Here is a 25570-nt window from a genome sequence, read left to right as displayed (position 1 = left end):
TCAGGCCTCCATCTCCAGGCGGCGGCTCAGCGTCGCGTGGAAACCATCGGCAAAGCGGTTGAGCCGCGCCTCGACACGGTTCACGCCGTGCGAATAGCGGTTGTACGCGATCACGGCGGGGATGGCGGCGAACAGGCCGATCGCAGTGGCGAACAATGCCTCGGCAATGCCCGGCGCCACCACGGCGAGCGACGAGCTCTGCTCCTTGGCGATGCCGGTGAAGCTGCGCATGATGCCCCAGACCGTCCCGAACAGGCCGACGAACGGCGCAACCGAGCCGACCGTGGCGAGGAAGTTGAGGCGATCGGCCAGCTTGTCGATCTCCTGCGCGATCGTCGCGCCCATCGCAGTGGCCAGGCGCTCGCGCGTGCCTTCGCGGTCGATCGCCTTGCCGCTGGTCGAGCGGCGCCATTCGGTGACGCCGGCGGAGAAGACGCGGGCGATCGGCTGATCGCGGCCGGCAGCGCGGCGATGGAATTCGTCGATATCGTCGGCTTCGCGATATTCCGCCTCGAACCGGTCGATCGCCTTCTTCACCGCGCCGACCCTGAAGCCGAACGACAGGATGATCGCCCAGGTCCAGAGCGAAGCGAGCAGCAGGCCGATCATCACGGCGCGAACCACCCAGTCCGCCTGCAGGAACAGGCCGATCGGCGACATGGTGGTGGCGTCGGTGCTGATGAATTCCATGATCGGTTCAGTTCCCCTTGAAGACCAGCGGCGCGAAACGTTCCATCCACGCCGCCGGCTGGCGGCGCGGACGGCCGGACGGGGCGACGAACACCGCCTCGATCTCCGCTTCGGCCACTATGGTAACGTCGCGCATGACTCGTTGATGAATGTCCACTGCGGCAGGGCGCAACCGGACCAGCCGGCTGACCACCACCAGTTCGTCACCCAGGCGCGCCGGCGCCCGGTAGCGAATGTTCGCCTCGCGCAGCGCATAGGCGCCCTCGCCGGCTTCGTGCGCCGCCCGCTGGTCGATGCCGGCAAGGGCCAGCATATCCGAGCGGGCCCGCTCCATGAACCTGAGATAGTTGGCGTGATAGACCACCCCACTAAGGTCGGTGTCCTCGAAATAGACACGCAGGACGAAATGATGCTCGAGGCCCGCGAAGCGGCCAGGGGCGAAGGATACGTCCATGGCCGGCCACCTAACCCAGCGACTCCGCCGGGGGAACCCCTCACCTCAGTCGAACAGCCCTTCCTGCGCGGTGGACGGCGGCGTGAGGCCCAGATGCTTCCATCCCGCCGCGTTGAGGCAGCGCCCCCGGGCCGTGCGCGCGATCATGCCGATCTGGATCAGATAGGGCTCGATCACTTCCTCGATCGTGTCGCGCGGCTCGCTGAGCCCCGCCGCCAGCGTCTCCACTCCCACCGGGCCGCCCTTGTAGATGTCGGCGATCATGGTGAGGTAGCGCCGATCCATCGCGTCGAGACCCAGCGCGTCCACTTCGAGCCGGGTGAGCGACTGGTCCGCCACCCGGGCGTGCACGACCTCCTCGCCCAGCACAGTGGCGAAGTCGCGCACCCGGCGGAGCAGCCGCCCGGCGATGCGCGGCGTACCGCGCGAGCGCCGCGCGATCTCGTGCGCCCCGTCCGGAGCGACATGGAGATCGAGCAGCCGGGCGGCGCGGGCGACGACGCGCTCCAGCTCGTCGACTGCGTAGAAATTCAGGCGGACCGGGATGCCGAACCGATCCCTGAGCGGCTGGGTGAGCAGCCCCTGGCGGGTGGTCGCGCCGACCAGGGTGAAGCGCGGCAGGTCGATCCGCACGCTGCGCGCCGACGGCCCTTCGCCGATCATGAGATCCAGCGCGCGATCCTCCATCGCCGGATAGAGCACTTCCTCGACGGCGGGATTGAGCCGGTGGATCTCGTCGATGAAGAGGACGTCGCCATCCTCGAGATTGGTGAGCAGGGCCGCGAGATCGCCCGATTTGGCGATCACCGGACCCGATGTGGCGCGAAAGCCGACGCCCATCTCGCGCGCGATGATCTGGGCGAGCGTGGTCTTGCCCAGGCCCGGAGGGCCGAAGAACAGGACATGGTCCAGCGCCTCGCCACGCGACCGGGCGGCATCGATGAACACGCGCAGATTCTCGCGCGCCGCCCGCTGGCCGACGAATTCGTCAAGGCTCTTCGGGCGCAGTGCGGCATCGACATCGTCGATGCGGCGGGCGGAGGAGAGGAGGCGATCGCTATCGGTCATGCTGCCGCCCAAAGCGCCTCATATCCCTTGTCGGTCAACACTTCGATCGCCGCGAAACGCCGCTGGAGGTAGCGGAGCACGTCGCCGGGCATCGCCGCCCGCACCTGCGCCAGCGTTGCGTCGACCCCCAGGCCGGGCAAATGGACCGACACGTGCGCATCCCCCAGATAATGGCGTGCGCGCACCGCCGCGGCGGGATCCCCGAAGAGATAGTCGAGGAAATTATAGTCCTGCTCGAGCCGGCCATGATCGAATATCATGTCGCGGCCATGATCGATGCGGAACGGCGCGCCGACATCGCCCGCCTCGAACGTCACGAACTCCGACGGCGGCTCGCCCGGTGCGGTCCAGCTGCGACTGCCCTGCCAGCCGGGCACGAGGGGATGATCCACCTTGCTCATCCCAGCAGCCCGCTCAGCAGCGCCGGATGGAAGCTCCATCCCAGGAAACCGCACAGCCCCATGAACAACCCGAAGCCGCCGAACGCCCAGGCGGCCCAGAGCAGCCAGCCACTCTCCACCAGTGCGGCCACGGCAGCGATCGAGATGGCGGTGGAGACCGATGCGTCGCTCGCGTCGAACTGGTCGTCATGCACGTTCAGCGCATCGTAGAGATCGCGCTGCGCCTTCGCATCGGCGGCGAGGCCCGGCGCCTCCGCCTTGTATTTCGCGATGTCGCGGTCAAGCCCGGCGAGCGCCGGGGCCGCGCGCTTCGGATCGGCCAGCATGGCGATCTGGAGGCGGCTACCCTCGGCGATGTGCAGCTTGGTCTTGGCCGCCTGATACTGATTCCACTTGTCGACCGAATCGGACTGGGCCTGCTGCATCGCCTGGACGATATTGCCGTCCTTGATCCCACACACCCCCATGAACACGGAGAGCACGACCACCGTGATCGCCACCTTCCGGTTGAGCGACTTGTCCTTGGCCTCGGCGCTGACTTCGATTTCCATGGATCTTCCCTAGCCCTCCCACCGGGACAGCGCGAGGCGGGAGGCTGGCGCGACGCCGCGCCGCCGGTCTAGAGCAAGGCCATGGCGCGCCCGGACCTGCTGCTGATATCGTCCATCCCCACCCCGCTGCGCGCGGCGCTGGCCGAACGCTATACCCTGCACGAAGGCGATCCGCCGCCGGGCGTCCGCGCCATGGTGGGCGGCGGCACGGCGCGGATCGACGCGGCGCTGCTCGACCGGCTCCCCGCGCTGGAGATCGTCGCGCTCCACGGCATCGGCCATGACGGCGTGGACCTTGCCGCGCTGCGCGCCCGCGGCGTGCGGCTGACGCTGACGCCCGACGTGCTCACCGAAGACGTCGCCGACCTTGCCATCGCACTGATGCTGGCCGTGCAGCGCCGGGTGGCGGCGAACGATGCCCTGGTGCGCGGCGGCGGCTGGGCCGCGCCGCTCGGCCGGCGGGCGAGCGGACGCCGGATCGGCATCTTCGGGCTGGGCCGGATCGGCCACGCCATCGCGTTGCGCGCCGCGCCCTTCGCCGGCACGCTGCTCTACGGCGCCCGCAGCGAGAAGCCGGTGCCGTGGCGCTTCGTGCCCGACATCGCCGCGCTGGCCGGGGCGAGCGACGTGCTGATCCTCGCCGCGCCGGGCGGGGAGGAAACGCGGGCCATCGTCGATGCCGCGGTGCTGGACCGGCTGGGGCCGCAGGGCGTGCTGGTCAACGTCGCGCGCGGCAGCCTGGTCGATGAGGATGCGCTGATCGCGGCGCTGGCCGAAGGGCGCATCGCCGGTGCCGGGCTCGACGTGTTCGCGAACGAGCCGCAGGTGCCCGCGGCGCTCAGGGCCATGGACCAGGTGGTGCTCGCCCCGCACCAGGGCAGCGCCACCGAGGAGGGGCGCATGCAGATGCGCGCGCTGGTGCTCGCCAATCTCGACGCGCATTTCGCCGGACGGCCGCTGGTGACGCCGCTGCTTTGAACCATGCTCAGTCATGCACGATGTCGTCGCCGGTGATCTCGACCCAGGCGTGCCTGCGATTCTCGAACACCGAGAAGCCGGGCGCCGGGAAATCGGGATCGGCGAAGGCGCCGATGGGAATCGCATAGGTCTCCGGAAAGGCGGCGTTGCGATACCAGACAGCGCCGCCGCAGATCGGGCAGAAATGGAATTCCGCGGCCCGGCCGCTCTCGCCGACATGCTCCCAGCGCGTCGAACTGCCGGTGAACGTCACGCATTCCACCGGAAAGCGTGCCTGTGCCGCAAAGGCCGAGCCGCTGCGCCGCTGGCATTCGAGGCAATGGCAGACCGAGATGCGCACCGGCTCCCCCTCGCACACAGCGCGGAGCTGGCCGCAGCGGCAATGGGCGGTGCGGCGAGTCATTTCGCCGCCTTGCGCAACGCCAGCCGCACCAGCGCGTCGAGCGTTGCACCGGCGCCCAGTTCGTCGGCTGCGGCGTTGACGGCGGCGCTCGCCTCGGCCGGCTTGAAGCCCAGGTTGAGCATCGCCGAGACGGCGTCCTGCGCCGCACCGCCCGCGGCAGGCGCCCCGGCGCCACCGCTCCCCAGGGCCACGCCCCCGGCCTTGTCCTTCAACTCGTTGACGATGCGCTGGGCGAGCTTGGGACCCACGCCGTTGGCCCGCGCGATCATCGCCGAATCGGCGCGCGCCACGGCGGTCTGCACTTCCTCGGGCGACAGGATCGAGAGGATCGCCAGCGCCACCTTGGCGCCGACGCCCTGCACGCTGGTGAGCAGGCGGAACCAGTCGCGCTCGCTCGCGGTGGCGAAGCCCATCAGCCGGATCGAATCCTCGCTCACCAGCATCTCGGTGTGGAGCGTGACCGATCCGCCGGTGGCACCCAGCGCGGCGATCGTCCTGCCCGACGCGCCGGCGAGATAGCCGACGCCGTTCACGTCGATCACGACATGATCGAGCCCCGTCGCTTCCAGCCGGCCCTTGAGGTGCGCGATCATGCCCGGCCCTCCGCGCGGAAGCTTAGGAAGTTCAGGCCAGGCGCGCCCCGATTCCCCCGCAGCGCCCGGCATCCGGCGATCAACGGGCAAGCGGAGCAAGGACGGAGACGCACGCGCATGCCCGGTACATAAGCGGAACAAGCGGGTATAGGAAAGCGAAATCACCGCGGCTTCGCGGGCATCGACGCCGGCCAGGGCCATGCTAGGGTGGCGCCGGGGCACAAGCGGGGGGAAATCGAAATGGCGTTCTGGAACGTGGATCTGACCACGGAGGACGGCGCGCTGGGCGCCGCGCAGCTGGGCGGCTATGCCTGTTTCGTCGCGGCCGCGCTGAGCGCGCTTGCGCTGCTGATGCTGGGCGGCCTCCTGGGAACGCGCGATGCACCGGCGCTCGCGATCGTGCTGGGCGCGGCCGCTGCGGAGATGGTGATCTTCGCAGTCGCGGGCTTCCGCCTGCATGCCGGGCGCGGGCTGGTGTGGGGCGGCGTCGCCGCGCTGCTGCTCGTTCTCGAATTCCTGGGCAAGCTGGCGATGCTCAACATCATGGGCCTCGTCATCAACGCAGTGCTCACGATCGGCGTGATCAACGGCCTGCGCGGCGCGCGGGCGCTGCGGCGCAAGGCGTTCGACGGCGACGAGACGGCGGGGATCTTCGAATAGCCCCTGGCGGAACGATCGCCGCCTTCCCACCTCCGGGACGAGCATGTTGGGGGAAGGCAGATGATCGTCGCGCTTCTGGGATTGTGGTTCGCGCTCCTGCTTGCCGGCGACACGCCGGTCGGGCGCCTGATGCGGCGCGCGCTGGTCGAATGGCCGGCGGCACGGCTGGCGGGAATCCGGCGCGAGGCAGTGATCATCTGGATGATCCTGGGCGCGATCAGCCTGCTGTGCTTCTGGTTCCTCGAGGAGGAAGGGCTTCGCATCTTCTCCATGGCGCTGCCCGAGATCGCCGGCTGGCTCACCCTGTTCGAGATCGGCACGCTTGTCGATACGATCCTGGTGGCAGTGCTGGCGGCATCGACGCTGCGCTTCGGTGCCGTGCGGCACTGGATCGCCGCCCGGCTGCCCGTCGCCCGGCGGGCAAGGCGCACGCGGCGCGCCCGGCCGGCGGCACGCGCTTCCAACGATGACGAGGACGGGCCGGCCCTCGCGCTCGCCGCCTAGGCCGAGAGCGCGAGCAACTATCTGATTTCCCATTGTCATCCCGGCCTTGAGCCGGGGCGCCCCCCAAGACAATGCGTCCTTGGCCTGGTGCCTAGCGCATCCCGAGACGCGCGCTCGCCAGATGGTGGGCGTGGCAGATGGCGACGGCGAGCGCGTCTGCCGCATCGGCTCCGTCGATCTTCACGCCCGGCAGCAGCACCTGCACCATCGCATGGACCTGCTCCTTCGCGGCATTGCCGAGGCCGACCACCGACTTCTTGACCGTGCTGGGCTTGTATTCGCCGACGTCGATGCCGGTCCGCGCCGCGGCGCACAGCACCACGCCGCGTGCCTGGCCGAGCTTGAGCGTGGACTGGGCGTTGGTGTTGACGAACACCTCCTCCACCGCCGCGGCCTGCGGCGCGTGATCGGCGATCAGCGCGGCGAGCATCGCGTCGAGATGCGCGAGCCGCCGGGGCAGCGGCGCCTGGGTGTCGGTCTTCAACCGCCCGTTGGCGAGATGCGACAGGCGGTTGCCCTCGGCACGGACCAGGCCCCAGCCGGTGGTGCCGAGGCCGGGATCGAGGCCGAGGATGATCATCGCCAAATCCGTCCCGAGCTGGCCTCGGGGAGGATTTGGATCAACCCAGCTTCTCCATCACGTCGTCCGAGACTTCGTAATTGCCCCAGACGGTCTGGACGTCGTCGTCGTCGTCGAGCGCGTCGATCAGCTTGAACAGCTTGGCGGCGTCTTCCTCGCCGACATCGACCATGGTCTGGGGGCGCCAGGCGAGCTTGGCGCCTTCGGCCTCGCCCAGCACTGGCTCGAGCGCCTTGGCGACTTCGTGGAGCGCGTCCAGCGCGGTCCAGATCTCATGGCCTTCCTCGGACGACGCCACGTCCTCGGCCCCGGCCTCGAGCGCCGCTTCGAACACCTTCTCGGCGTCGCCGGCCTTGGCGGGATAGTTGATCAGGCCCATCCGGTCGAAGCCGTGGCTCACCGAGCCGGCGGTGCCGAGATTGCCGCCATTCTTGCTGACCGCGGTGCGCACATTGGTGGCGGTGCGGTTGCGATTGTCGGTCAGCGCCTCGATGATCAGCGAGACGCCGCCCGGGCCGAAGCCCTCGTAGCGGATCTCTTCATAGCTCTCGGTATCGCCCTTGGTCGCCTTGTCGATCGAGCGCTGGATATTGTCCTTCGGCATCGACTGCGCCTTGGCCGCGTTGATCGCGGCGCGCAGGCGCGGGTTCATGTCGGGATCGGGCAAGCCCATCTTGGCGGCGACGGTGATTTCGCGGCTGAGCTTGGAGAACATGCTCGAGCGCTTCTTATCCTGCGCGCCCTTGCGGTGCATGATGTTCTTGAACTTGGAATGGCCTGCCATTGCGCTCTCATGTGAAACTGGTGGCGCGTCTCTAGGCCAGGCACGGGGCCATGGGCAATGGCTGCCCGTCCGCCACCCCGGCGAAAGCCGGGATGGCGGGGAGCGCAGCTCAGATGCCCAGCGCCTGCTTGTAGGTCTCGAGCAGCATCTCCGCTTCGTCGCGGTGGTGCTTCTCCATCTTCCGCAGACGGACGATCGAGCGCATCGTCTTCACGTCGAAGCCGGTCGACTTGGCTTCGGCATAGACGTCCTTGATGTCGTCGGCGATGCCCTTCTTCTCTTCCTCGAGCCGCTCGACCCGCTCGATGAAGAGGCGCAGCTGTTCGGCGGAAATCGAATCGGACAAGGCGGAAGCTCCTGGAGAATGAGAGTCGGGAAAGCGGCGCGATTATCGGAGCCCGCCGCCACGCTCAACCCCCAACCGCGCCGAGCATCCCCGCCGATTGCCCCGCGCGGCCGCCCCCGCTATCGCGAAGCCATGCCCCCTCTCCGCCGAATCGCGCTTCTCGCCGCCGCCGCGCTCGTCCTGCTGCCCGCCATCGCTCCGGCCCAGAACCGGCCCGCGGCGCCGGCACCGGCCAAACCCGTCGCGCCGGTGCAGCTGCCGCCCGCCATGCGCCTGCCGACCCGCCCGGCGCCGGCGTCCGCCGACAAGCAGCCCTTCGCCGCCGAGATCGCCGCGTTCGAAGCGCGCGACGCCGCGGCAATGCCGGCCAAGGGCGGCACGCTGTTCCTCGGCAGCTCGAGCATCCGGATGTGGACCGACCTCGCCCGCGATTTTCCCGGGCGCAACGTGATCAATCGCGGCTTCGGCGGCTCCACCATTCCCGACAGCGTCCGCTATGCCGATCGGATCGTCATGCCCTATGCGCCGAAGACGATCGTCTTCTATGCCGGCGACAACGACCTGGAGGCCGGGCACACCCCCGAGGAGGTATTCTCCGATTTCCAGGCCCTGGTGACCAAGGTGCATTTCAGGCTGCCGGCCACGCGCATCCTGTTCATCGCGATCAAGCCCAGCCCGTCGCGCTGGCGGCTGATCGACGGGATCCGCGCGACCAACACGCTGGTGCGCGACTATGTCGCGACCGACCGGCGGCTCGGCTATGTCGACATCTTTCCGGCGATGCTGGGGGCGGACGGCAAGCCGCGCCCCGAACTCTATCGCGAGGACGGGCTGCACATGACGCGCAAGGGCTATGACATCTGGCGCAAGGCGGTGGCCAAGGCGCTGCGCTGAACCTAGCGCCCGCCTCGGCGTCCGACGATCTCAATGGCGATATAGGTTCCGATCCGGTCCTGGAATTCGAGGACCGCGGCACGATATCGCGCCGCCTTCTCGACGTCCCCGGACATCGCGCCGAGCAGAAGCTGCTTCCCCAGATCGACGATCACGCCCGCCAGGGTGACGCCGGTGACGGCATATTCGACACCGCGCAGGACATCTTCGAAACCCGGCGTGAAACTGACGTTCCGCGTCGTCTCCAGGAAGCGCGCATAGACGGGATCGACCTCCCGGATCCAGCGATTGGCAAAATCCAGGACTTCGTTGGCCTTGGCCTTGAAGCCGGGCTCATGGCCGATTTCCGGCTCCAGAATGTCCAGGGCGGCAACGCAGGCGCGGGCGATCGCTTCCGGAGAATCGAACCGCGCCGCGTCGAACAGGCGCCCCTCGCGGATCAATTCGACCATGTGCGCCTGATGTGCCCGCGTTGGGCCCAGCCATGCCTGATGACTCAATCGAGAATTCATTTCGCCCCTCCGAATCGATCGAAGGAACAAGGATAGACCTGATCGAAGCCCGCGTTGTTACAGCCTGGCCGATTTCTATCGCCCCGGCTCGGTCATCGAAGGCGGGTCGCTGGCCGGGAAGCTCTGATCAAGCGCTTCGTCCAGCTTTTCGTCGACAGCCTCGTTCTTCTTCAGGCTCGCTTCCATCCGCGCGATCTGCTCGGGTGTGGCTTCGACCTGGTGGCGCTCCTTCCACTCGGCGAAGGGCATACCGTAAATGATGCGCCGCGCCGAGTCCCGCGTGATCGCCGGATCGGCCTCGGCGATCCAGTCGGCCAGGCAGTTGCGACAGAAGCCCGCCAGGCCCATCAGGTCGATGTTCTGCACATCGGCGCGATGGCGGAGATGGCGGACGAGGCTGCGGAACGCCTGGGCGGCTGTAGCGTCATCCAGCTGGTCGAGTTCGTCCATTTATCACCTCCACGGTTGATCCTCCGGGATATGAGACTAGAGGCACCGAGGCACAAGCCGAGGATATGACAACGATGACAAAGGCAATCAGCCCCCGCACGCGCAAGGTTCGCATCCTCGCCACGCTCGGCCCGTCGAGCAACACGCCCGAGATGATCGGGAAGCTTTTCGAAGCCGGTGCCGATGCGTTCCGGATCAACATGAGCCATGGCGACCAGGCATCGAAGGTACCGCTGTTCGAGGCGATCCGTGGCCTGGAGCAGAAATATGGCCGCCCGACCACGATCCTGGCGGACCTGCAGGGTCCGAAGCTGCGCGTCGGCAAGTTCGCCGACGGCAAGGTCCAGCTGGTCACCGGCCATGAGTTCATCCTCGATCGCGACAAGACGCCGGGCGACGCCACCCGCGTCGAATTGCCCCACCGCGAGATCTTCGAGGCCGCGCACGAGAATGCCCGCCTGCTGCTCGACGACGGCAAGCTCGTGCTGCGCGTCGTCTCGGTCGCGCCGGACCGGCTGACCACCATCGTCGAGGTCGGTGGCCCGCTGTCGAACAACAAGGGCCTGAACGTGCCCGACATGGTGCTGCCGCTCGCCGCGCTCACCGAGAAGGACCGCAGCGACCTCGCCTTCGCGGTCGAGCAGGGCGCCGACTGGATCGCGCTCAGCTTCGTCCAGCGCCCCGAGGACCTGATGGAGGCCCGCCGGCTGATCGGCGGCAAGGCGGCGCTGCTCGCCAAGATCGAGAAGCCCTCGGCCATCGCGCGACTGGACGAGATCGTCGAGCAGTGCGACGGCGTGATGGTCGCACGCGGCGATCTTGGCGTCGAGTTGCCTCCGCAGACCGTGCCGCCCCTCCAGAAGCGCATCGTCGAGACCGCGCGCCGCATGGGCCGCCCGGTGATCGTCGCCACCCAGATGCTCGAATCGATGATCGAGAGCCCATCGCCGACGCGCGCCGAAGTCTCCGACGTCGCCACCGCCGTCTATGACGGGGCCGACGCGATCATGCTCTCGGCCGAAAGCGCCGCCGGCAAATGGCCGGTCGAATCGGTCGCGATGATGAATTCGATCGCCGACGCGGTCGAGCGCGACCCCGCGCATGGCGATCGCGTCCACTTCACCGTGACGCGCCCCGATCCCACCACCGCCGACGCGCTGGCCGAGGCCGCGAAGAACATTGCGCGCACCGTCTCCGCCTCGGGCATCACCTGCTTCACCAGCTCGGGCTCGACCGCGCGGCGAATCGCGCGCGAGCGTCCGTCGGTGCCGATCCTGGTGCTCACGCCCAAGATCGATACGGCGCGCCGGCTCGGCCTGCTCTGGGGCACGCATGCGGTCCACACGCGCGACGTCGATTCGTTCGAGGAGATGGTCGCCAAGTCGAAGCGGATGGCGCTGCGCCACCACATCGCCGCGGCGGGCGACCGGGTGGTGCTGTGCGCCGGCGTGCCGTTCCGGACGCCCGGCTCGACCAACGTGCTGCACGTGGTGACTCTGGTCGGCGACGAGCTGAAGAACCATCCGGGCCGCGAAGGGCCGGACGCGATCTGAGGTCTGTGATTCCCCTCCCTGCAAGGGAGGGATTAGGGGTGGGTGGCTGTACGCGTTACGGCAAGGTGCGGCCCTGGGCTTCAGTATCGCCGGGAACCTGCCCACCCTCTGCCCCTCCCTTGCAGGGAGGGGGCTTCAAAGCAGCCCCAGCGCCTTCAGATCCACCCGCAGCTTGCCGGCGCCGGTGAAGTGCAGGGCGTGGATCCCCGCATCCGCCGCCGCGGCGACATTGGGCAGGCTGTCGTCGATGAACACCGCGTCCGGCCCCTCCAGGCCGAATCGGCGCAGCGCCAGCGCGTAGATTGCGGGATCGGGCTTCACCAGCCTCTCGTCGCCCGAGACGACGATGTCGCGGAAGCGATCGAACAGCGCGGCTTCGCGCGCGCGGAACGGCGGCCAGAACTCGCCGGAGAAATTGGTGATCGCGAAGAGCGGCACGCCGCCGGCATCGAGTTCCCCGACAAGCGCGGTCATACCGGGAATCGCCGGCCCCAGCGTCTCGCCGAAGCGCGACCCCCAGGCGGCGATCAGCGCTTCATGCTCCGGAAAGCGCGCGCGCAGCTCCGCCGAGGTTTCCGCGAACGGACGCCCCGCATCGTGCTGGGAATGCCATTCCCGAGTGACGACGTTCGCCAGAAACGCTTCGAGCGCCCGATCGTCCTCGATCAGGCGCTCGTAGAGGAACCGAGGTTCCCAGTCGAACAGCACCTTGCCGACATCGAAGATGACGGCGCGGGGCTGGACCACGCGAATCAGCCCTGACGGGCCTTGAAACGCTTCTGGGTCTTGTTGATGACGTAGATGCGCCCACGACGGCGGATCACGCGGTTGTCGCGATGCCGATCCTTGAGCGACTTCAATGAATTCACGATCTTCATGACCGATTCGCTTCTCAAACTATAGGAATGCCGGAAAGAGGGGCTCGCCTAGTGGCCGATGCCCGCCAAGTCAAGGCAGGAGTCGCCCCCTGGCCCTGCGGAACCGACTCGACCTGATCCGTGTTGGAGGGCAAACGGAGACGTTCCGTTCGCGAAACAGGAGTTCGTCCGCGTGAAGAAGCCGCTCAGCATCGCCCTGCTCGCCGCGCTGGGAGCCTGTGCTCCCACCTATCGCCCGCAGCCGATCGACGTCACCCGCTATCATCTGGGTGCGCCGATCGAGCGCACCACCGTCGCGGTCGAGCCGATGGCCAACACCGATTCGTTCGGCCCCGAATATCAGACCTATGCCGATGCGGTGCGCGCCGAGCTGGAGCGGCTGGGCTATGTCCAGTCGGTGAGCAGCACGCCTTCGGGCTATATCGCCGCGGTCGGCTTCCGCCGCACGAGCAAGGGCGCCTTCAAGGAGCGGCCGCCGGTCACCATCGGCCTGGGTGCGGGCGGCGTCAGCGGCGGGCGGCGCGGCGGCGTGGGCGTCGGCGGCGATGTCGGCTTCGGCATCGGCGGCAAGACGCGCGAGCTCTATCAGACCGAGCTGTGGGTCCAGCTGCGCCGCCGCAGCGACAACACCACCGTGTGGGAAGGCCGCGCGCAGAGCAGCAGCGTGAGCGGCACCGATCCGGATCAGCCCGGCGCCGCGGCCGCGCGCATGGCCAAGGCGCTCTTCAAGGACTTCCCCGGCGAGTCCGGCATCACTATCACCGTGAAATGACCATCCAGATCAATTCCGGCTTCGATTCCGGAAACATCCGCGTAATCGGCATCGAGGGCGACCGCGTCGACCTCGAGATCGTCACCGATCACCTGTCCGACTTCTACCAGTGGTTCCACTTCCGCGTGGCCGGGGCGAAGGGGCGCACGCTCACCTTCCGCCTGCTCAACGCCGGAAGCGCGGCCTATGCGTTCGGCTGGCCGGGCTACAAGGCGCGCTGGTCCACCGATCGCGAGGCGTGGCGCACGGCCGAATCGAGCTATGCCGACGGCGTGCTGAGCTTTACCAAGGCGATCGACACGGATCTCGTCTGGTTCGCCTATTTCGCGCCCTATTCGATGGAACGGCACCACGACCTGGTCAGCCGCATGGCACTGATGCCGGGCGTGTCGCACCGCGAGCTGGGCAAGACGCTCGACGGCCAGCCGATGGACCTGCTGACGCTCGGCACCGGGCCGAAGACGGTGTGGCTCTATGCCCGCCAGCATCCGGGCGAGACGATGGCCGAGTGGTGGATGGAAGGCGCGCTCGAGTTCCTGACCGACCCGACCAACGCGATGGCGCGGGACCTGCGCGAGAAGGCCGTGTTCCACATCGTGCCGAACATGAATCCGGACGGCTCGCGCCGCGGCCATCTGCGCACCAACGCGGCGGGCGTGAACCTCAACCGCGAATGGCATGCGCCGACGATGGAGAAGAGCCCGGAGGTGTTCCTCGTCCGCGCGGCGATGGACGAGACCGGCGTCGACTTCGCGATCGACGTGCACGGCGACGAGGCGATCCCCGCCAATTTCCTCGCCGGCTTCGAAGGCATCGCGTCGTGGACCGACGCGCATGGCGAGAAATTCTACGAATATGCCCGCCGCCTCGCCCGGGCGACGCCCGATTTCCAGCTCGATCTGGGCTATGAGAAATCGGCGCCGGGCCAGGCCAATCTCTCGATGTCGACCAACCAGCTCGCCGAGCGCTTCGGCTCCGTATCGATGACGCTGGAAATGCCGTTCAAGGATCACGAAGTGAACGCCGATCCCGAATTCGCCTGGTCGCCCGCGCGCTGCAAGACGCTGGCCCATTCGTGCCTTGAGACTTTGGCAGGATTTATCGACGAAATCTGAGCCGGAGGAAAACAACAAGGGGAGCCGGAAATGGAAATCCGCGAGGGCGGACTCGACGATATGCGAGTCCGCGGGCTGCTGGAGCGGCATTTTGCCGGAATGCTGGCCAATTCGCCGAAGGACAGCACCCATTTCCTCGACTTCTCCGGCCTCGCCGCGCCCGACGTGACCTTCTGGACCGTGTGGGACGGCGAGGACCTGCTGGGCTGCGGCGCGCTGCGCGAGCTCGATCCGGAGCATGGCGAGATCAAGTCGATGCGCACCGCGTCGGAACATCTGCGCCGCGGCACCGGCGCCAAGCTGGTGGGGCACATCCTGAGCACCGCCCGCTCGCGGGGCTATCGGCGCGTGAGCCTGGAGACGGGATCGGGCGATGCCTTCGATGCCGCCCATGCGCTCTATCGCCAGTTCGGCTTCACCGAATGCGGGCCCTTCGGCGACTATCGCGAGGATCCGTTCAGCCGCTTCCTGTCGCGGGTGGTCTGAAGGATCAGTGCAGCACCAGCCGGGCGACCGGCAGGGCCGGCGTGACATAGGCCGTCCGCTCCGCCTCGATCGCCTCGACATGGGCAAGGCGGTTGTGGAGCGCGCCCGGATCGGGGAGCAGCGGCACTTTCGCAGCGCCGCTGCGGCGCGGGCGGGCCGGCGGCATCGCGCGGCGGGCGTCGTCGGCCATCGGGGTGAAGCGCGGCGCTTCGGCAGCGATCTCGGTGAGCAGCCTGGTCGCCTGCGCGCCGATCTGGCGGACGCGTGCCTTGGTCACGCCGGTATCGCCCGAGACCTGGTCGAGCGTGGCGCCGTCGAACAGGCGGCCCTCGACGATCTCGCGGTCGCGGCGCAGCCTGGTCTCGAGCTTCTCCAGCTCGGCGGGGTCGCTGATCCTGAAACGCGGGCCCTCGCCACGGGCCACGAGCTTGACGCGCGGTCTGCGGCGAAGGGCTTCGACGCCGACCTTGCGGAGCTGTTCGACATAGGCGTCGATGAGCTGGGCGACGGCGCCTTCTGCGAGATAGTCGGAAGCGCCGGCCTCGGTGCGGGCGACGGCGTCCTCGTCCTCGATCATCGCCTCGGGGGAGACTTCGTCGCCGTCGGGCGAAGTGGCGAGGGCGGAAAGCGAGACAGTGGTGGCCTCGACCTTCCTGGCGGAGGGGCGCTGGTCGGTCATCAGGCGGAAGCGCAGGCTCTGCAGCTCGCCGCGGATCTGCCAGTTCACGAAAGTGGTGAACTGGGCCTTGGCGGGATCATAGGATTCGATGGCGCGGTGGACGGCGATGGCGCAGCACTGCTCGGCATCCTCCCAATGCGCAGTCAGGCCGTATTGGCGCACGAAGTGGCGGATGCGCGGGGCGATCAGCTTGAGGATCTGGGCGAAGGCGCGATCGACCGCCACCCGCTGCCGGTTCGTCTGGGCCGCGTCCTTCGGCAGGTTCTCGAGAACGGTGGCGACGGCTGCCTCGAGCGCGATCGTGATCTTCGACATTGCTAAATCCCCTGTTTGTCCGGGCCCGCCGGGTCTCGGCTGCCGTTCACAGGGGCAACATGGCTTCTAATCCTTTAACAGAACCCTTAAAATCCTATATGTAGTCCTACCAGTGCCGGATTTTTCCCATGGCGGTGCGATCCATACAACGCATGGAAAATATGTGATATTTATGGATTTCGGCGCCTGAAAGGCTGCCGGTCCCATCATTATAGGATAAAATAATTTAGCTGGCGAATTGTTCCGGGCGGATTCGACGATCGATGAATCCGAGCAGCCATTGGCGGTGCGCCTGGGTCGCGCTGCCTGCCGCGGCGATTCGCTGATCGGCCGCGCCGCCGCCGATCTGGGCGGCCAGCAGCATGCGTGCGCGGCCCGGCTCGATGCCGCCGGCGAGGAACTTCCTGGCGTCACCGAGCCCCAGATGATGGGTGAGATAGGCCGACTTGGCCAGGGTCTCGGCATCGGTGTGGACGCGGATGCCCGATTGCTCGAGCCGCGAGAGATTGACCTTGGCGAGATCGGCCACGCCCAGGATCGATGCCTGGCCGTCATAGCGCATGGCCAGCAGCGCGCTGCGGGCGCCGGGCAGCACCTGGCCGCGTCCGTCGAGCCAGCCGCGCTCGGAGGCGAGTTGGTTGAGCCAGGTGCCCGAGGTTTCGGCGAGATGTTCCCAGGTGCCGCTGAGGAACTGGCCGAGCCCGGCCGCGCTCGAGCGCGGGTTGCGCGACATGACGTTCCAGCTGCCGTCGCGGCCCTTGGCCGCCTCGGCATCGACGATCGCGGCGAGCGCGGTCGCGGGAATGCCGGTGCGCGCCTCGGCCATGGCCAGGGCGGGGGCGAAGCGCGTATTGGCGCCGAGCGCGAGGCCCGAGGCTACCGCGCCCCCGGCTACCGCGACGGTCGCTTCGGTGCCCATCATCGCGGCCATCTTGCGGCTGCTCTGCTCCGCGGCGTCGCCGATCGCGCCCGTCAGATCCTCGACGCAGTCATTGGCGAAATCCTTGCCGGCTGCTTTCCGGTGGCAAGCACAGGCACAGCCGCAATTGCAGCCCTGCACGCCGCCGGCCTGGCCGTTGATCCGGCTGCCGAGCAGGTCGAGCAGCGAATCTCCGCTCAGGCCGTTCTGGCCGATGCTGTTGCCCTTGCGATCGTCGCGCTCGCCGTCGCCCAGCGCGGCGCGCCACAAGCGGCTGGCGAGCTCGGTCTGCGCTTCGGTATAGATCACCTTGGCGCGATTGGCCGGGCTGAGCTGGGAAAGGTCGGCGCGCGGGATCATGCGCTGCGCTCCGCGTTGCGGCGCGCGATGACCAGCTTCGCGGCGGCGATGTCGTCGATCATCGCCTGCTCGGCGCCGGCGGCGGCGCGCTCGGCCTCGTCCTTGAAGCGGTCGGCGGCACCTTCGATGGCACGCATCGTGCCATAGGCTTCCACGGCCTGGGCGCGCAGATGGACAAGCCGCACCTGGGCAAGCTGCGACTGACGATCCAGCCGGGCGCGCTCGGCCCTCATCCGCAGCGTCCAGGCGTCGCTGGCGATCGGCACGGTGGCGGCCAGCGCGCGCTCCTCGCGCATGCGGATCTCGTGCGCGCGGGTCTGGTGGTCGAGCGTGGTGATCGTCTCGATCTCGACGCTGATCGACACCTTCACCGTGTCGACTTCGCGGCGCTTGACCCGGAGGGCGGTGTCGAACGGCGTCATTCGTCCTCCATCTCCATGCTCAGCGCGACGATCTCGCCGAGCGCGGCGAAGGCGGCATCGGCATTGCCCTCGTCGTTCTTGCCCTGGTTCAGCATCGCCTCGATCTGCGGGGCGAGCGCCACTGCGCGATCGACCTCGCCCGAGGAGCCGGCCTTGTACGCGCCCAGCCGCACCATCTCCTCCATGTCGGAATAGGTCGACAACAGCTTGCGTGCGCCGACGCGAATGTCGTTCTGTGCGTCGGTCATGCAATGGGGCAGGGTGCGCGAGACCGATTTGAGGATGTCGATCGCCGGATAGCGGCCGCGCTCGGCGATCGCGCGACGCATCACCACGTGACCGTCGAGGATGCCGCGCACCGCATCGGCGACCGGCTCGTTGTGATCGTCCCCGTCGACGAGCACGGTGAACAGCCCGGTGATCATGCCCTTGCCCGGCGCGCCGGGGCCGGCGCGCTCGAGCAGGCGCGGCAGCTCTGCGAAGACAGTCGGGGTATAGCCCTTGGTCGCCGGCGGCTCGCCGCTGGCCAGGCCGATCTCGCGCTGCGCCATGGCGAAGCGGGTGACCGAATCCATCAGGCACAGCACGTTGAGCCCCTGGTCGCGGAAATGCTCGGCGACGGCGAGGGTGGTCCAGGCGGCCTGGCGGCGCATCAGCGCCGGCTCGTCCGACGTGGCGACGACGACGACCGAGCGGGCCATGCCCTCGGGCCCCAGATCGTCCTCGATGAATTCCTGCACTTCGCGGCCGCGCTCGCCGATCAGGCCAATGACCGCGACATCGCACTGGGTCCAGCGCGCCAGCATCGAGAGCAGCACCGACTTGCCGACGCCGGAGCCGGCGAACAGGCCGAGCCGCTGGCCGCGGCAGAGCGGCACGAACAGGTCGAGCGTGCGCACCCCGGTCTCGATCCGCTCGGCAACGCGGGCACGGTTGGCAGCGGCGGGGGGCGGGGCCTTGATCGGCTGCGGATCGGCGCCGTTGGGAAGAAGGCCGAGCCCGTCGACCGGGCGGCCGAGCCCGTCGACCATCCGGCCGAGCCAGGCCTGGGAGGGGCGGACGCTGAACTGGCCGGCGCCAAGCTCGGCGCGCGCGCCCAGGCCCACGCCCTGCGGATCGACAAAGGGCAGGCAAAGCGCGACTTCGCGGTCGAGTGCGGTCACTTCGGCCTGGACGACGCCGCCGGGCGAAGTGATCTCGATGCGGCTGCCGATCTGCGCGGCGCCGGCAAGCCCTTCCACTTCGATCAGCGCGCCGCGCACGGCGACGACGCGACCGAAGCGGCGATCGGGCGTCATGTCGCGGATCGCACGGGCTGCGCTGGCGAGAGTCTGCACCCTGGGATCCTCAGGCCGCCTGCGGGGCGGCGACGGCATCCTCGAACGCGATCACCTCGCGCGCGGTGGCCAGGGCCTTGTAATATTCGCCCTGGGCGATCTCGCCGGCGAAGCGGATGCAGGCCGATTTGGCTTCCGGCGCGTCGAGCGCGACGATCACCGCGCCGACCAGCCCGACCACGATATCGTGGTGGTCGTCGCGATTGGCCGGATCGATATAGGCGAGCATCGCCGCGAAATAGAGCTGGCGCGCGGGCGTGGTTGCTTCCTCGGGGCGCATGATCTCGCGCCCGCGCAGGATCGACACCTGGTTCTCCACGGCAAGCTGGGTGCGGCCCACCGCGCGGATCACCGCGCCGTTGACGATCGCCTTCTCACCGTCGCGAAGCGTGATGCGGAGCATTGGGGAACAGCCTTTCGTTCGTTTGGCTGCATTATAGGATGCCTTTCGCATCGCCGGCGCCGCACCCGGCAAATTTTGCCCAGCGCATATCTTTGCGCCCCGTTTTGGGTCCTTGCTTCGCTCATCCTACAATTGAGGCGTGGCCCGCGCGCGTTCCGTGGGTATCGACGGGAGTTAACGTCTTGAGCCTCTATTCCGCTCTCTACGCCGGCGTCTCCGGCCTCAACGCGCAGTCCAGCGCGATGGCGGCGGTTGCCGACAACATCACCAACATCAACACCATCGGCTACAAGGGCGTCGAAGCCCAGTTCAAGACGATGGTGACGGATGGTCGCGCCCGTTCGAGCTATTCGGCCGGCGGCGTCGTCGCCGCGCCGATCGCGATGATCTCGAAGCAGGGCATGATGCAGGCTTCGAGCAACAGCACCGACATCGCCATCGACGGCAAGGGCTTCTTCGTCACCCGCACCGCCGCCGGCGGCCAGGGCGAAGTCGCCTTCACGCGCGCCGGTTCGTTCCGCGCCGACGAGGAAGGCTATCTCAAGAACCCGGCGACCGGCCTGTACCTCTATGGCTATCGCCTCGATGCCGAGGGCAAGTACACCAACACCGGCAATCTTGACGATCTGGAAGCGATCCGCGTCAGCGACCTGACCGGCACCGCGGCGGCGACCTCGCGCATCCAGGCTCGCATCAACCTCAACACCGCGACCGACGTCTCGCCGGCAGCGGCCGGCTATACCAAGGGCGACCTGGCGAAATATGCCGCGGACTCGACCTTCACGCCGAAGACCGAGAACCAGTTCCAGCGCTCGTTCACTGTCTATGACCAGCAGGGCGGCTCGCACACGCTGAACATGGCCTTCATCAAGACCGGCCCGAACGCGTGGAAGGCGGAGGTCTATTCCAACCCCCCCGGCGACGTCATGGACACCAGCGTGACTCCGCCAGTGAAGAGCACCAGCGGCTTCATCGCGGGCGGCGACGTCAACTTCAAGCCGGACGGCAGCCTCGATCTCCCGGCCGGCAGCTGGCTGAACAGCGCGCTGAACATCACCTATTCCAACCAGGCGGCATCGGTGCCGATCAAGCTCGAGATGGGCAGCGACGGCAAGATCGACGGCCTCACCCAGTTCGGCCAGCCCAGCTCGCTGATCTCGGGCAACACCGACGGCGGCACGCTGGGCAATCTGTCGCAGATCGAAATCACCAAGGAAGGCGTCGTCAACGCGGTGTTCGACGACGGCACCACGCGCGCGGTGTTCCAGCTCCCGCTCGCGACCTTCCAGAACCCGGACGGCCTCACCCGCGTGTCGGGCAACGCCTATACCGCCAGCCGGCTGTCGGGCGGCTTCACGCTGAACGAGCCGGGCGAGCTGGGCGCGGGCGCCATCGCGGCGAACTCGCTCGAAGCCTCGACCGTCGATCTGGCGAGCGAGTTCACCAACATGATCCGCTTCCAGCGCGCCTACAGCGCTTCGTCGAAGATCATCACGACGGTGGACGACATGCTGCGCGAAGTCAGCGACCTCAAGCGCTAACTCTGGTCGAAAAGTAGGGGACGATGGGGCTCAACGACATTCTCGGCACCGCGGTGTCCGGCCTGACAGCTGCTCAGGCCGGGCTCCGTGCGGTTTCCAACAATATCGCGAATGTCGGCGTGGCCGGCTATGCGCGCGAGCGCGTCAGCCTCACCACGGGCGTGGTCGCCGGGCAGGTCAGCGGCGTGGTGGTGGGCGAGCCCACCCGCGTCGCCGATCGCTTCCTCGAGGCGACCGTCTATAATCGTTCGGGCGATTACGGCCGGGCGGACGTCACCTCCAGCTATCTCGATCGGTTGCAGGCGCTGCTGGGCCAGCCCGGCTCTTCGTCGGGCCTGCCGGCACGGCTCGATGCCGTGTCGGCCTCGGCCGTGGCGATGACCGGCTCGCTCAATTCCGCGCAGACGGTGGCGCAGTTCACCAACGACGTGCAGGATGCGATCAAGTCGATGCAGCAGATGGACGACGACGTGTCCCAGCTGCGCTCCAATGTGGAAGCGGAGGTCGGCTATTCGGTCGACAAGATCAACACGCTGCTCCAGCGCATCCATGATCTGAACGGCGCCGTGGCCCAGGCCACCGGCCTCGGTCGCAGCGCCGGCGGTGCGGCCGATCAGCGGATGAGCGCGATCGAGGAGCTCAGCGGGCTGATGCAGATCACCGTCCGCGATCAGCCGGACGGTCGCGTCTCCATCGAGACCGCCAATGGCCAGATGCTGCTGGACAAGCGCCTGCGCCAGCTCTCCTATCCCTCCGCCGGCGCGGCGTCGCAGCCCACCTATCCCCCGATCGAGATCCGCTTCGCCTCGCCCGACGCGGCAACTGGCGACAGGATCGATTCCGCCGCGATCGGCGGCAAGCTCGGCGGGCTGCTCGATCTGCGGGATCGCGCGCTGCCGGCATTCTCCGAACAGCTCGGCACCTTGTTCACCGGCTTGTCGCAGGCGCTCAATTCGGTGTCGAACGCGGGCAGCACGGTGCCGCCGCCGGCGTCGCTCACCGGCCGCAACAGCGGGATGACGGGCAGCGACCGGCTGGGCTTCACCGGCGCGGCGACCTTCGCAGTCACCAAGGCCGATGGCACTCTGGTCGCCAGCACCAAGATCGATTTCGACGCGCTCGGCCCGAATGCGACGATCGACGACATGGTCGCCGCGATCAACACGGGCCTGGGCGGTGCCGGCACCGCCAGCTTCGCCAACGGCAAGTTCAGCATCGCTGCCAACGGCACCGGCAACGGCGTTGCGATCGGGCAGGACGCGACCAAGCCAAGCGCGCGCGCCGGGCAGGGGGTTTCGCAGTTCTTCGGCCTCAACGACCTGGTCCGCAGCGACACCAGCTCGCTGGTCTCCTCGGGGTTCACGGCCGGCGATCCGCACGGCTTCGGCGCGGGCGAGACCGCGCAGATCGTGCTGCGCGACAGTTCGGGGCGGGCGCTGACCAGCTATACGCTGGCCCCCGCCGCCGGCGGCACCTTCGGCGATCTCGTCAGCGATCTCAACGCGAGCCCGCTTTCCAATTTCGGCAGCTTCTCGCTCGACGATGCCGGCCGCCTGCGTTTCCAGCCGGCGGCGAACGTCGCGGGCGCGACGCTGTCGATCCCGGCGGACTCGACCGATCGCTTCGGCACCGGCCGCTCCTTCACCCAGATGATGAACCTTACCGGCGCATCGAGCGGGCTCGGCACCGCGCAGGTGCGGCCCGATATCCTCGCGGATTCGTCGAAGCTCGGCCTCGCGCAGCTGCAGGATGTCGCGCCGGGTGCCAAGGCGCTCGGCTCCGGCGATACGCGCGGCGCGACGGCGTTCGTCAACAAGCTCGCCAGCGCGATCGACCTGGGCAAGGACGGCAAGTCCACCGTCGATGCCTTTGCCAGCAACCTGATGGGCCGTATCGGCCTCGACGCGAACCAGGCCAAGGGCCACCTCACCGACGCGACGGCGCGCCGCGACGACGCGGTCAATCGCCGCGACAGCTTCTCGGGCGTCAACATCGACGAGGAACTCTCGCAGATGGTGGTGCTGCAGAACAGCTATTCGGCCGCCGCGCGCGTGATCTCCACGGCGAACGACATGTACGACACGCTCCTCGGCATGATCCGATAGGGCCGGAAGAAGAAGGGAAGACCCATGACCCGCGTTGCCACCATTCCGCTCCAGCGCACCATGGCGGGGGCGATCTCGCGCGCGCAGGAGCAGCTCGCGATCACCCAGAATCAGCTTTCGACCCGCAAGAAGGCCGCGACCTTCGCCGATCTCGGCACCGAGGCCGTGCGCAATCTCTCTGCGCACTCGCTGCTCGCCCGGCAGGATGCGCAGGCGACCGTGTCGAAGCGCGTCGGTACCACGCTCTCGCTCTATCAGGCGAATTTGGAGGGCATCGACGATGCGATGTCGGGCCTGCGCACCAGCCTGATGAATGCCGTCGGCACCGGCGATTCCGCCGGTCTGCAGGAGGCGATCCAGACTGCCTTCTCTCAGTTCCGCACCTCGCTGAACGCGTCGGAAGGCGGCACGCCGCTGTTCGGCGGAAGCCAGACCGATCAAACGCCCTTTTCGGTGGATACGCTCGCCCAGGCGGCGACGACGCCGGGCGCCAGTGCCTTCCACAATGACACCGTCCGCGCCAATGCGCGCGTCGCCGACGGCGTGGACGTGAGCTACGGCATCGGCGCTAGCGAGATCGGGGCCAATCTCTACGAAGCGTTCCGCACGCTCGGCCAGGGCGGCGACATCGGCGCCAAGCTCACCGACACGCAGGTCGATGCGATCAAGCAGGCGGTGGCGCAGCTCAACACCGGTCTTGGCGACCTGCGGGCGGTCAATGCGGAGAATGGCCGCAAGCAGAACCAGGTCGATACCCTCGCCACGCGCGGCGAACAGCGCAGCCTGGTGCTGCAGGGCGTGATCCAGGACAATGAGGATGCCGATCTCGGCCAGGTCGCGATCGACCTCGCCCAGCAGAAGACCGTGCTGGAGGCGAGCTATTCGGTATTTGCCCAGCTCTCGGGCCTGAACCTCGCTGCCTATCTGAAATAGGGCGGCGCCGGGCCCCGGTGGGGATCCTGCAATGTCGGATGGCTGGAGCGGCCGGGCGTTGGTTCCCGGCCGCTCCTTTCGCATGTTGGAAAGATAGGATCCCATTCGCGTAATAATATTACGTGAGCCATAGGGTCGAGGTCGAGCGCAATGCTCGAATCGCGCAACCTTTGCTGCTTTTCAGCTTCGGCTTGGAGGTGGCCGGTCAGCCGCCGGCGTCGAGCAGGTCGCCGATCATGCCCGCCGGGCTCGCCTCGGGGATGGCGTCGATCGCGGCATCGAGCTTGGCCGGATCGATCCTGTCGATGCTGGCGGTCAGCATGTCGAACGCACCGGCGGTGGGCAGCCCTTTGAACACGGTGGCATAGCGGCCGTGCAGCGCCCGCAGCTTGTCTTCCCGGCCGAGCATCGCCAGCGCGACGGCATAGCGCAGCACCGCTGCCTGTTGCGGCGCGCCCAGGCCCTTGCCCGCCGGCAGGCCCTTCTCGCTCTCGGTCACGAACGAACCCCAGTCCTGGGTACGCCAATGGATCTCGGCACGCACCGCTGCGCCGTCCGGCACGCCGTCCAGCGCCGCCGCGGCGGCATCGTCCTTGCCCAGCCGATGGAGCGCCACGGCTTCCATCCGCTTGCGGTCCCAGCGCATCTGGGCGGTATAGCTGGGCTGTTCGGTGGTCTGCAGCGCCGTGAGCGCCAGGTCGGGCCGGCCGGCGAGGATCTGGAGCATCGCCACGCGCACCGAGAGCGGGCCCTGCGCCACGTCCTGCGCACGCTGGGTCAGCTGATAGGCGAGCAGCTCGGCGGCGCGGGCATAGAGGCCGGCGGCCTGGAGCCGGTCGGCCAGGCGGTTGGCGAGCACGTCGCCATCGCCGCCCGAGGGCGCCAGCTCGCGATAGTCCCAATAGAGGCCGGCGGCCTGGGGGAGCGGCACGCCGCTCTCGGGCGCCAGCACCGCGCTCAGCGATTGCTGGAGCTCGGCGAGCATCGGCCCGGCCTGGGTGCCCAGCTTGAAATAGCGCAGCAGGGTGGCGCCGCTCCGCAGCTCGGCGCGCAGGTCCGGCAGCTCCTTGGCCAGGCCGTATTCGATGGTCAGCGCGCGCTGCTCGACCGGGCCGCCGCGCCAGCCGAAGCGCATGGCGTCGAGCTGCCCGATCGCCTCGGACGGGGAGATCGAATGGCCGGCGATCGAGACCTGGATCGCGCCGAGCCGGGCACTGGCCTTCACTTCGGGCGAGCCGGTGAGTGCCGCGCGCTCGAAGCGCAGCCGGGCGCCGGCCAGGTCGTTCTGCGCCAGCAACGCGCGGCCGCGCAGCAGGTTGGCATCGCCATTCCGGTCGCCGAACAGCTGGAGCCATTGCAGCGCCGGTTGTGGCTGGCCGGCGTCGATCGCCGCGCCGGCGGCGGCGAGCATGAAGGGCGCGCGGTCGCGCGGGACGCGGGCGTTGATCGCGATGCGGGCGCAGGCGATCTGGTTCACGGCATCGGCCGCGGCGCCCGAATGGGCGAGCGCGCGCATCCGCCATGCGCATGCCTCCGCGTTGCCGGCGAGCTCGGCGGTGCTGAGCGATTCCACCGCTTCGGCGTCGCGGCCGAGCAGGGCCAGCGCCACGCCGCGCGCCAGCTGATAGGGAGCGACCAGTGCCAGGTCGGGATCGGCGAGGCGCATCGCTTCGAGCACGCCCAGCGCCTCGGCGCCGCGATCCTCGCCGATCAGGCCCCTGGCAAAGGTCCAGCGCACCGATTGGCGCGTGTCGGGCGTCGCGGTGGCGAGCTGGTGCCATGCCTCGATGCCAGTGATGCCGGTCCAGCCATCCGCGCCGGTGATCATCGGCATTTGCGCCAGCGTGGCGGCGAAGCGGGGCAGGACGATGCTCGGTATGGCGG

General features: G+C 68.3%; 31 protein-coding genes. 11 read left to right on the top strand and 20 right to left on the bottom strand.

The annotated features are described in order from the left end of the window. Genes tolQ through FFS08_RS18815 form a run of 5 tightly spaced genes read right to left on the bottom strand, consistent with a single transcriptional unit; the run spans window position 1 to window position 3164 of the window. Window positions 1-690, bottom strand: coding sequence for a protein TolQ (tolQ, locus tag FFS08_RS18835; protein WP_137864378.1), 690 nt, complete (start codon window positions 688-690; stop codon window positions 1-3). A gap of 7 nt (window positions 691-697) precedes the next feature. Then, window positions 698-1144: a YbgC/FadM family acyl-CoA thioesterase gene (locus FFS08_RS18830; RefSeq protein ID WP_137864379.1), complete on the bottom strand. Its 447-nt coding sequence runs from the start codon at window positions 1142-1144 to the stop codon at window positions 698-700. A 45-nt stretch (window positions 1145-1189) separates the two neighbouring features. Next, window positions 1190-2212: a Holliday junction branch migration DNA helicase RuvB gene (gene ruvB, locus FFS08_RS18825; protein WP_137864380.1), complete on the bottom strand. Its 1023-nt coding sequence runs from the start codon at window positions 2210-2212 to the stop codon at window positions 1190-1192. Continuing rightward, window positions 2209-2604 (bottom strand): hypothetical protein, encoded by a 396-nt coding sequence (locus FFS08_RS18820; RefSeq protein ID WP_137864381.1) that lies wholly within the window; start codon window positions 2602-2604, stop codon window positions 2209-2211. The genes ruvB and FFS08_RS18820 overlap by 4 nt, the downstream gene beginning before the upstream one ends. A 5-nt stretch (window positions 2605-2609) precedes the next feature. Beyond that, the gene (locus FFS08_RS18815; RefSeq protein WP_137864382.1) at window positions 2610-3164 is read right to left on the bottom strand and encodes a DUF4337 domain-containing protein; all 555 of its coding nucleotides are present in this window, start codon (window positions 3162-3164) and stop codon (window positions 2610-2612) included. A gap of 81 nt (window positions 3165-3245) precedes the next feature. On the opposite strand from FFS08_RS18815, the gene FFS08_RS18810 reads away from it, so the two are divergent. Beyond that, the gene (locus FFS08_RS18810; protein WP_137864383.1) at window positions 3246-4142 is read left to right on the top strand and encodes a 2-hydroxyacid dehydrogenase; all 897 of its coding nucleotides are present in this window, start codon (window positions 3246-3248) and stop codon (window positions 4140-4142) included. A 7-nt stretch (window positions 4143-4149) separates the two neighbouring features. Here the strand turns inward: FFS08_RS18810 and FFS08_RS18805 are convergent, their stop codons facing one another. Both FFS08_RS18805 and ruvA read right to left on the bottom strand, forming a co-directional pair. After that, window positions 4150-4545 carry a GFA family protein gene (locus tag FFS08_RS18805; RefSeq protein ID WP_137864384.1) on the bottom strand — a complete coding sequence of 132 codons (396 nt, stop codon included), beginning with the start codon at window positions 4543-4545 and terminating at the stop codon, window positions 4150-4152. Then, entirely contained in the window at window positions 4542-5138 is a 597-nt protein-coding gene (gene ruvA / locus FFS08_RS18800; RefSeq protein WP_137864385.1) for a Holliday junction branch migration protein RuvA, read from the bottom strand. Before ruvA ends, FFS08_RS18805 begins: the two co-directional genes overlap by 4 nt. Before the next feature lie 240 nt (window positions 5139-5378). Here ruvA and FFS08_RS18795 point away from each other — a divergent pair, with 240 nt between their 5' ends. Beyond that, entirely contained in the window at window positions 5379-5798 is a 420-nt protein-coding gene (locus FFS08_RS18795) for a hypothetical protein (RefSeq protein WP_137864386.1), read from the top strand. Window positions 5799-5858: 60 nt separating this feature from the next. Beyond that, complete coding sequence (locus FFS08_RS18790) at window positions 5859-6302, top strand: hypothetical protein (protein ID WP_137864387.1); 444 nt, start codon at window positions 5859-5861, stop codon at window positions 6300-6302. 91 nt (window positions 6303-6393) lie between these two features. Here FFS08_RS18790 and ruvC read toward each other — a convergent pair whose 3' ends face one another. The 3 genes from ruvC to FFS08_RS18775 form a co-directional block, all read right to left on the bottom strand. Then, entirely contained in the window at window positions 6394-6882 is a 489-nt protein-coding gene (gene ruvC / locus FFS08_RS18785; protein ID WP_137864388.1) for a crossover junction endodeoxyribonuclease RuvC, read from the bottom strand. A gap of 40 nt (window positions 6883-6922) precedes the next feature. Next, on the bottom strand, window positions 6923-7666 hold the full coding sequence (locus tag FFS08_RS18780; protein WP_137864389.1) for a YebC/PmpR family DNA-binding transcriptional regulator: 744 nt from the start codon (window positions 7664-7666) through the stop codon (window positions 6923-6925). Window positions 7667-7775: 109 nt separating this feature from the next. Further along, complete coding sequence (locus FFS08_RS18775; protein WP_137864390.1) at window positions 7776-8012, bottom strand: DUF2312 domain-containing protein; 237 nt, start codon at window positions 8010-8012, stop codon at window positions 7776-7778. A 132-nt stretch (window positions 8013-8144) separates the two neighbouring features. Here FFS08_RS18775 and FFS08_RS18770 point away from each other — a divergent pair, with 132 nt between their 5' ends. Next, window positions 8145-8906: an SGNH/GDSL hydrolase family protein gene (locus FFS08_RS18770; protein WP_137864697.1), complete on the top strand. Its 762-nt coding sequence runs from the start codon at window positions 8145-8147 to the stop codon at window positions 8904-8906. 2 nt (window positions 8907-8908) lie between these two features. Here FFS08_RS18770 and FFS08_RS18765 read toward each other — a convergent pair whose 3' ends face one another. Continuing rightward, window positions 8909-9358 (bottom strand): hypothetical protein, encoded by a 450-nt coding sequence (locus FFS08_RS18765; RefSeq protein WP_137864696.1) that lies wholly within the window; start codon window positions 9356-9358, stop codon window positions 8909-8911. Between the two features lie 135 nt (window positions 9359-9493). Then, window positions 9494-9868 (bottom strand): DUF1244 domain-containing protein, encoded by a 375-nt coding sequence (locus FFS08_RS18760; protein WP_137864695.1) that lies wholly within the window; start codon window positions 9866-9868, stop codon window positions 9494-9496. A gap of 74 nt (window positions 9869-9942) precedes the next feature. Between FFS08_RS18760 and pyk the strand changes: the two genes are divergently transcribed. Beyond that, a complete protein-coding gene (gene pyk, locus FFS08_RS18755; RefSeq protein ID WP_137864694.1) occupies window positions 9943-11421 on the top strand; it encodes a pyruvate kinase in 1479 nt (492 codons plus the stop codon). 135 nt (window positions 11422-11556) lie between these two features. On the opposite strand, the gene FFS08_RS18750 is transcribed toward pyk, so the two are convergent. Together FFS08_RS18750 and ykgO are read right to left on the bottom strand one after the other, a co-directional pair. Further along, window positions 11557-12168 carry an HAD-IA family hydrolase gene (locus FFS08_RS18750; RefSeq protein ID WP_171012709.1) on the bottom strand — a complete coding sequence of 204 codons (612 nt, stop codon included), beginning with the start codon at window positions 12166-12168 and terminating at the stop codon, window positions 11557-11559. A gap of 5 nt (window positions 12169-12173) precedes the next feature. After that, window positions 12174-12299, bottom strand: coding sequence for a type B 50S ribosomal protein L36 (gene ykgO, locus FFS08_RS18745; protein ID WP_086130464.1), 126 nt, complete (start codon window positions 12297-12299; stop codon window positions 12174-12176). A gap of 172 nt (window positions 12300-12471) precedes the next feature. Here ykgO and FFS08_RS18740 point away from each other — a divergent pair, with 172 nt between their 5' ends. From FFS08_RS18740 to FFS08_RS18730, 3 genes are read left to right on the top strand one after another with little or no spacing between them, the layout of a single operon-like run. Continuing rightward, entirely contained in the window at window positions 12472-13071 is a 600-nt protein-coding gene (locus tag FFS08_RS18740) for a DUF4136 domain-containing protein (RefSeq protein WP_249341258.1), read from the top strand. Then, window positions 13068-14186, top strand: a complete 1119-nt coding sequence (locus FFS08_RS18735) for a M14 family metallopeptidase (RefSeq protein ID WP_137864691.1) — start codon at window positions 13068-13070, stop codon at window positions 14184-14186. Before FFS08_RS18740 ends, FFS08_RS18735 begins: the two co-directional genes overlap by 4 nt. Before the next feature lie 30 nt (window positions 14187-14216). After that, window positions 14217-14672, top strand: coding sequence for a GNAT family N-acetyltransferase (locus tag FFS08_RS18730; RefSeq protein ID WP_137864690.1), 456 nt, complete (start codon window positions 14217-14219; stop codon window positions 14670-14672). Window positions 14673-14676: 4 nt separating this feature from the next. Here the strand turns inward: FFS08_RS18730 and FFS08_RS18725 are convergent, their stop codons facing one another. The 5 genes from FFS08_RS18725 to FFS08_RS18705 all read right to left on the bottom strand — a co-directional run bounded on the left by FFS08_RS18725 (window position 14677) and on the right by FFS08_RS18705 (window position 19107). Further along, window positions 14677-15666: a sigma-70 family RNA polymerase sigma factor gene (locus FFS08_RS18725; protein ID WP_137864689.1), complete on the bottom strand. Its 990-nt coding sequence runs from the start codon at window positions 15664-15666 to the stop codon at window positions 14677-14679. 226 nt (window positions 15667-15892) lie between these two features. Beyond that, window positions 15893-16945 (bottom strand): peptidoglycan-binding protein, encoded by a 1053-nt coding sequence (locus FFS08_RS18720; protein WP_137865068.1) that lies wholly within the window; start codon window positions 16943-16945, stop codon window positions 15893-15895. Next, window positions 16942-17367, bottom strand: a complete 426-nt coding sequence (locus FFS08_RS18715; protein WP_137865069.1) for a hypothetical protein — start codon at window positions 17365-17367, stop codon at window positions 16942-16944. Before FFS08_RS18715 ends, FFS08_RS18720 begins: the two co-directional genes overlap by 4 nt. After that, on the bottom strand, window positions 17364-18704 hold the full coding sequence (fliI, locus tag FFS08_RS18710; protein ID WP_137865070.1) for a flagellar protein export ATPase FliI: 1341 nt from the start codon (window positions 18702-18704) through the stop codon (window positions 17364-17366). The genes FFS08_RS18715 and fliI overlap by 4 nt, the downstream gene beginning before the upstream one ends. Window positions 18705-18714: 10 nt before the next feature. Beyond that, window positions 18715-19107 carry a flagellar biosynthesis repressor FlbT gene (locus tag FFS08_RS18705; protein ID WP_137865071.1) on the bottom strand — a complete coding sequence of 131 codons (393 nt, stop codon included), beginning with the start codon at window positions 19105-19107 and terminating at the stop codon, window positions 18715-18717. 182 nt (window positions 19108-19289) lie between these two features. On the opposite strand from FFS08_RS18705, the gene FFS08_RS18700 reads away from it, so the two are divergent. Genes FFS08_RS18700 through FFS08_RS18690 form a run of 3 tightly spaced genes read left to right on the top strand, consistent with a single transcriptional unit; the run spans window position 19290 to window position 23686 of the window. Then, entirely contained in the window at window positions 19290-20648 is a 1359-nt protein-coding gene (locus FFS08_RS18700) for a flagellar hook protein FlgE (protein ID WP_283214645.1), read from the top strand. A gap of 23 nt (window positions 20649-20671) precedes the next feature. Then, window positions 20672-22753, top strand: coding sequence for a flagellar hook-associated protein FlgK (gene flgK, locus FFS08_RS18695; RefSeq protein WP_137865073.1), 2082 nt, complete (start codon window positions 20672-20674; stop codon window positions 22751-22753). Between the two features lie 24 nt (window positions 22754-22777). Further along, window positions 22778-23686 carry a flagellin family protein gene (locus tag FFS08_RS18690; RefSeq protein ID WP_137865074.1) on the top strand — a complete coding sequence of 303 codons (909 nt, stop codon included), beginning with the start codon at window positions 22778-22780 and terminating at the stop codon, window positions 23684-23686. 205 nt (window positions 23687-23891) lie between these two features. Here FFS08_RS18690 and FFS08_RS23625 read toward each other — a convergent pair. Then, window positions 23892-25570: hypothetical protein (locus FFS08_RS23625; RefSeq protein WP_171012708.1), on the bottom strand; the 1679-nt coding region annotated here is incomplete at its 5' end.

Origin of the sequence: Sphingomonas sp. 1F27F7B, assembly GCF_005503355.1 — a bacterium.
GTDB lineage: Bacteria > Pseudomonadota > Alphaproteobacteria > Sphingomonadales > Sphingomonadaceae > Sphingomonas.
This window is presented reverse-complemented; position numbering and strand designations above follow the sequence as displayed.

Bases quoted from the DNA above. Each gene is read 5' to 3' on its own strand.
- tolQ (WP_137864378.1), bottom strand. From the start codon at position 690: ATGGAATTCATCAGCACCGACGCCACCACCATGTCGCCGATCGGCCTG.
- FFS08_RS18830 (WP_137864379.1), bottom strand. From the start codon at position 1,144: ATGGACGTATCCTTCGCCCCTGGCCGCTTCGCGGGCCTCGAGCATCAT.
- ruvB (WP_137864380.1), bottom strand. From the start codon at position 2,212: ATGACCGATAGCGATCGCCTCCTCTCCTCCGCCCGCCGCATCGACGAT.
- FFS08_RS18815 (WP_137864382.1), bottom strand. From the start codon at position 3,164: ATGGAAATCGAAGTCAGCGCCGAGGCCAAGGACAAGTCGCTCAACCGG.
- FFS08_RS18810 (WP_137864383.1), top strand. From the start codon at position 3,246: ATGGCGCGCCCGGACCTGCTGCTGATATCGTCCATCCCCACCCCGCTG.
- FFS08_RS18805 (WP_137864384.1), bottom strand. From the start codon at position 4,545: ATGACTCGCCGCACCGCCCATTGCCGCTGCGGCCAGCTCCGCGCTGTG.
- ruvA (WP_137864385.1), bottom strand. From the start codon at position 5,138: ATGATCGCGCACCTCAAGGGCCGGCTGGAAGCGACGGGGCTCGATCAT.
- FFS08_RS18795 (WP_137864386.1), top strand. From the start codon at position 5,379: ATGGCGTTCTGGAACGTGGATCTGACCACGGAGGACGGCGCGCTGGGC.
- FFS08_RS18790 (WP_137864387.1), top strand. From the start codon at position 5,859: ATGATCGTCGCGCTTCTGGGATTGTGGTTCGCGCTCCTGCTTGCCGGC.
- ruvC (WP_137864388.1), bottom strand. From the start codon at position 6,882: ATGATCATCCTCGGCCTCGATCCCGGCCTCGGCACCACCGGCTGGGGC.
- FFS08_RS18780 (WP_137864389.1), bottom strand. From the start codon at position 7,666: ATGGCAGGCCATTCCAAGTTCAAGAACATCATGCACCGCAAGGGCGCG.
- FFS08_RS18770 (WP_137864697.1), top strand. From the start codon at position 8,145: ATGCCCCCTCTCCGCCGAATCGCGCTTCTCGCCGCCGCCGCGCTCGTC.
- FFS08_RS18765 (WP_137864696.1), bottom strand. From the start codon at position 9,358: ATGGTCGAATTGATCCGCGAGGGGCGCCTGTTCGACGCGGCGCGGTTC.
- FFS08_RS18760 (WP_137864695.1), bottom strand. From the start codon at position 9,868: ATGGACGAACTCGACCAGCTGGATGACGCTACAGCCGCCCAGGCGTTC.
- pyk (WP_137864694.1), top strand. From the start codon at position 9,943: ATGACAAAGGCAATCAGCCCCCGCACGCGCAAGGTTCGCATCCTCGCC.
- ykgO (WP_086130464.1), bottom strand. From the start codon at position 12,299: ATGAAGATCGTGAATTCATTGAAGTCGCTCAAGGATCGGCATCGCGAC.
- FFS08_RS18735 (WP_137864691.1), top strand. From the start codon at position 13,068: ATGACCATCCAGATCAATTCCGGCTTCGATTCCGGAAACATCCGCGTA.
- FFS08_RS18730 (WP_137864690.1), top strand. From the start codon at position 14,217: ATGGAAATCCGCGAGGGCGGACTCGACGATATGCGAGTCCGCGGGCTG.
- FFS08_RS18725 (WP_137864689.1), bottom strand. From the start codon at position 15,666: ATGTCGAAGATCACGATCGCGCTCGAGGCAGCCGTCGCCACCGTTCTC.
- FFS08_RS18720 (WP_137865068.1), bottom strand. From the start codon at position 16,945: ATGATCCCGCGCGCCGACCTTTCCCAGCTCAGCCCGGCCAATCGCGCC.
- FFS08_RS18715 (WP_137865069.1), bottom strand. From the start codon at position 17,367: ATGACGCCGTTCGACACCGCCCTCCGGGTCAAGCGCCGCGAAGTCGAC.
- FFS08_RS18705 (WP_137865071.1), bottom strand. From the start codon at position 19,107: ATGCTCCGCATCACGCTTCGCGACGGTGAGAAGGCGATCGTCAACGGC.
- flgK (WP_137865073.1), top strand. From the start codon at position 20,672: ATGGGGCTCAACGACATTCTCGGCACCGCGGTGTCCGGCCTGACAGCT.
- FFS08_RS18690 (WP_137865074.1), top strand. From the start codon at position 22,778: ATGACCCGCGTTGCCACCATTCCGCTCCAGCGCACCATGGCGGGGGCG.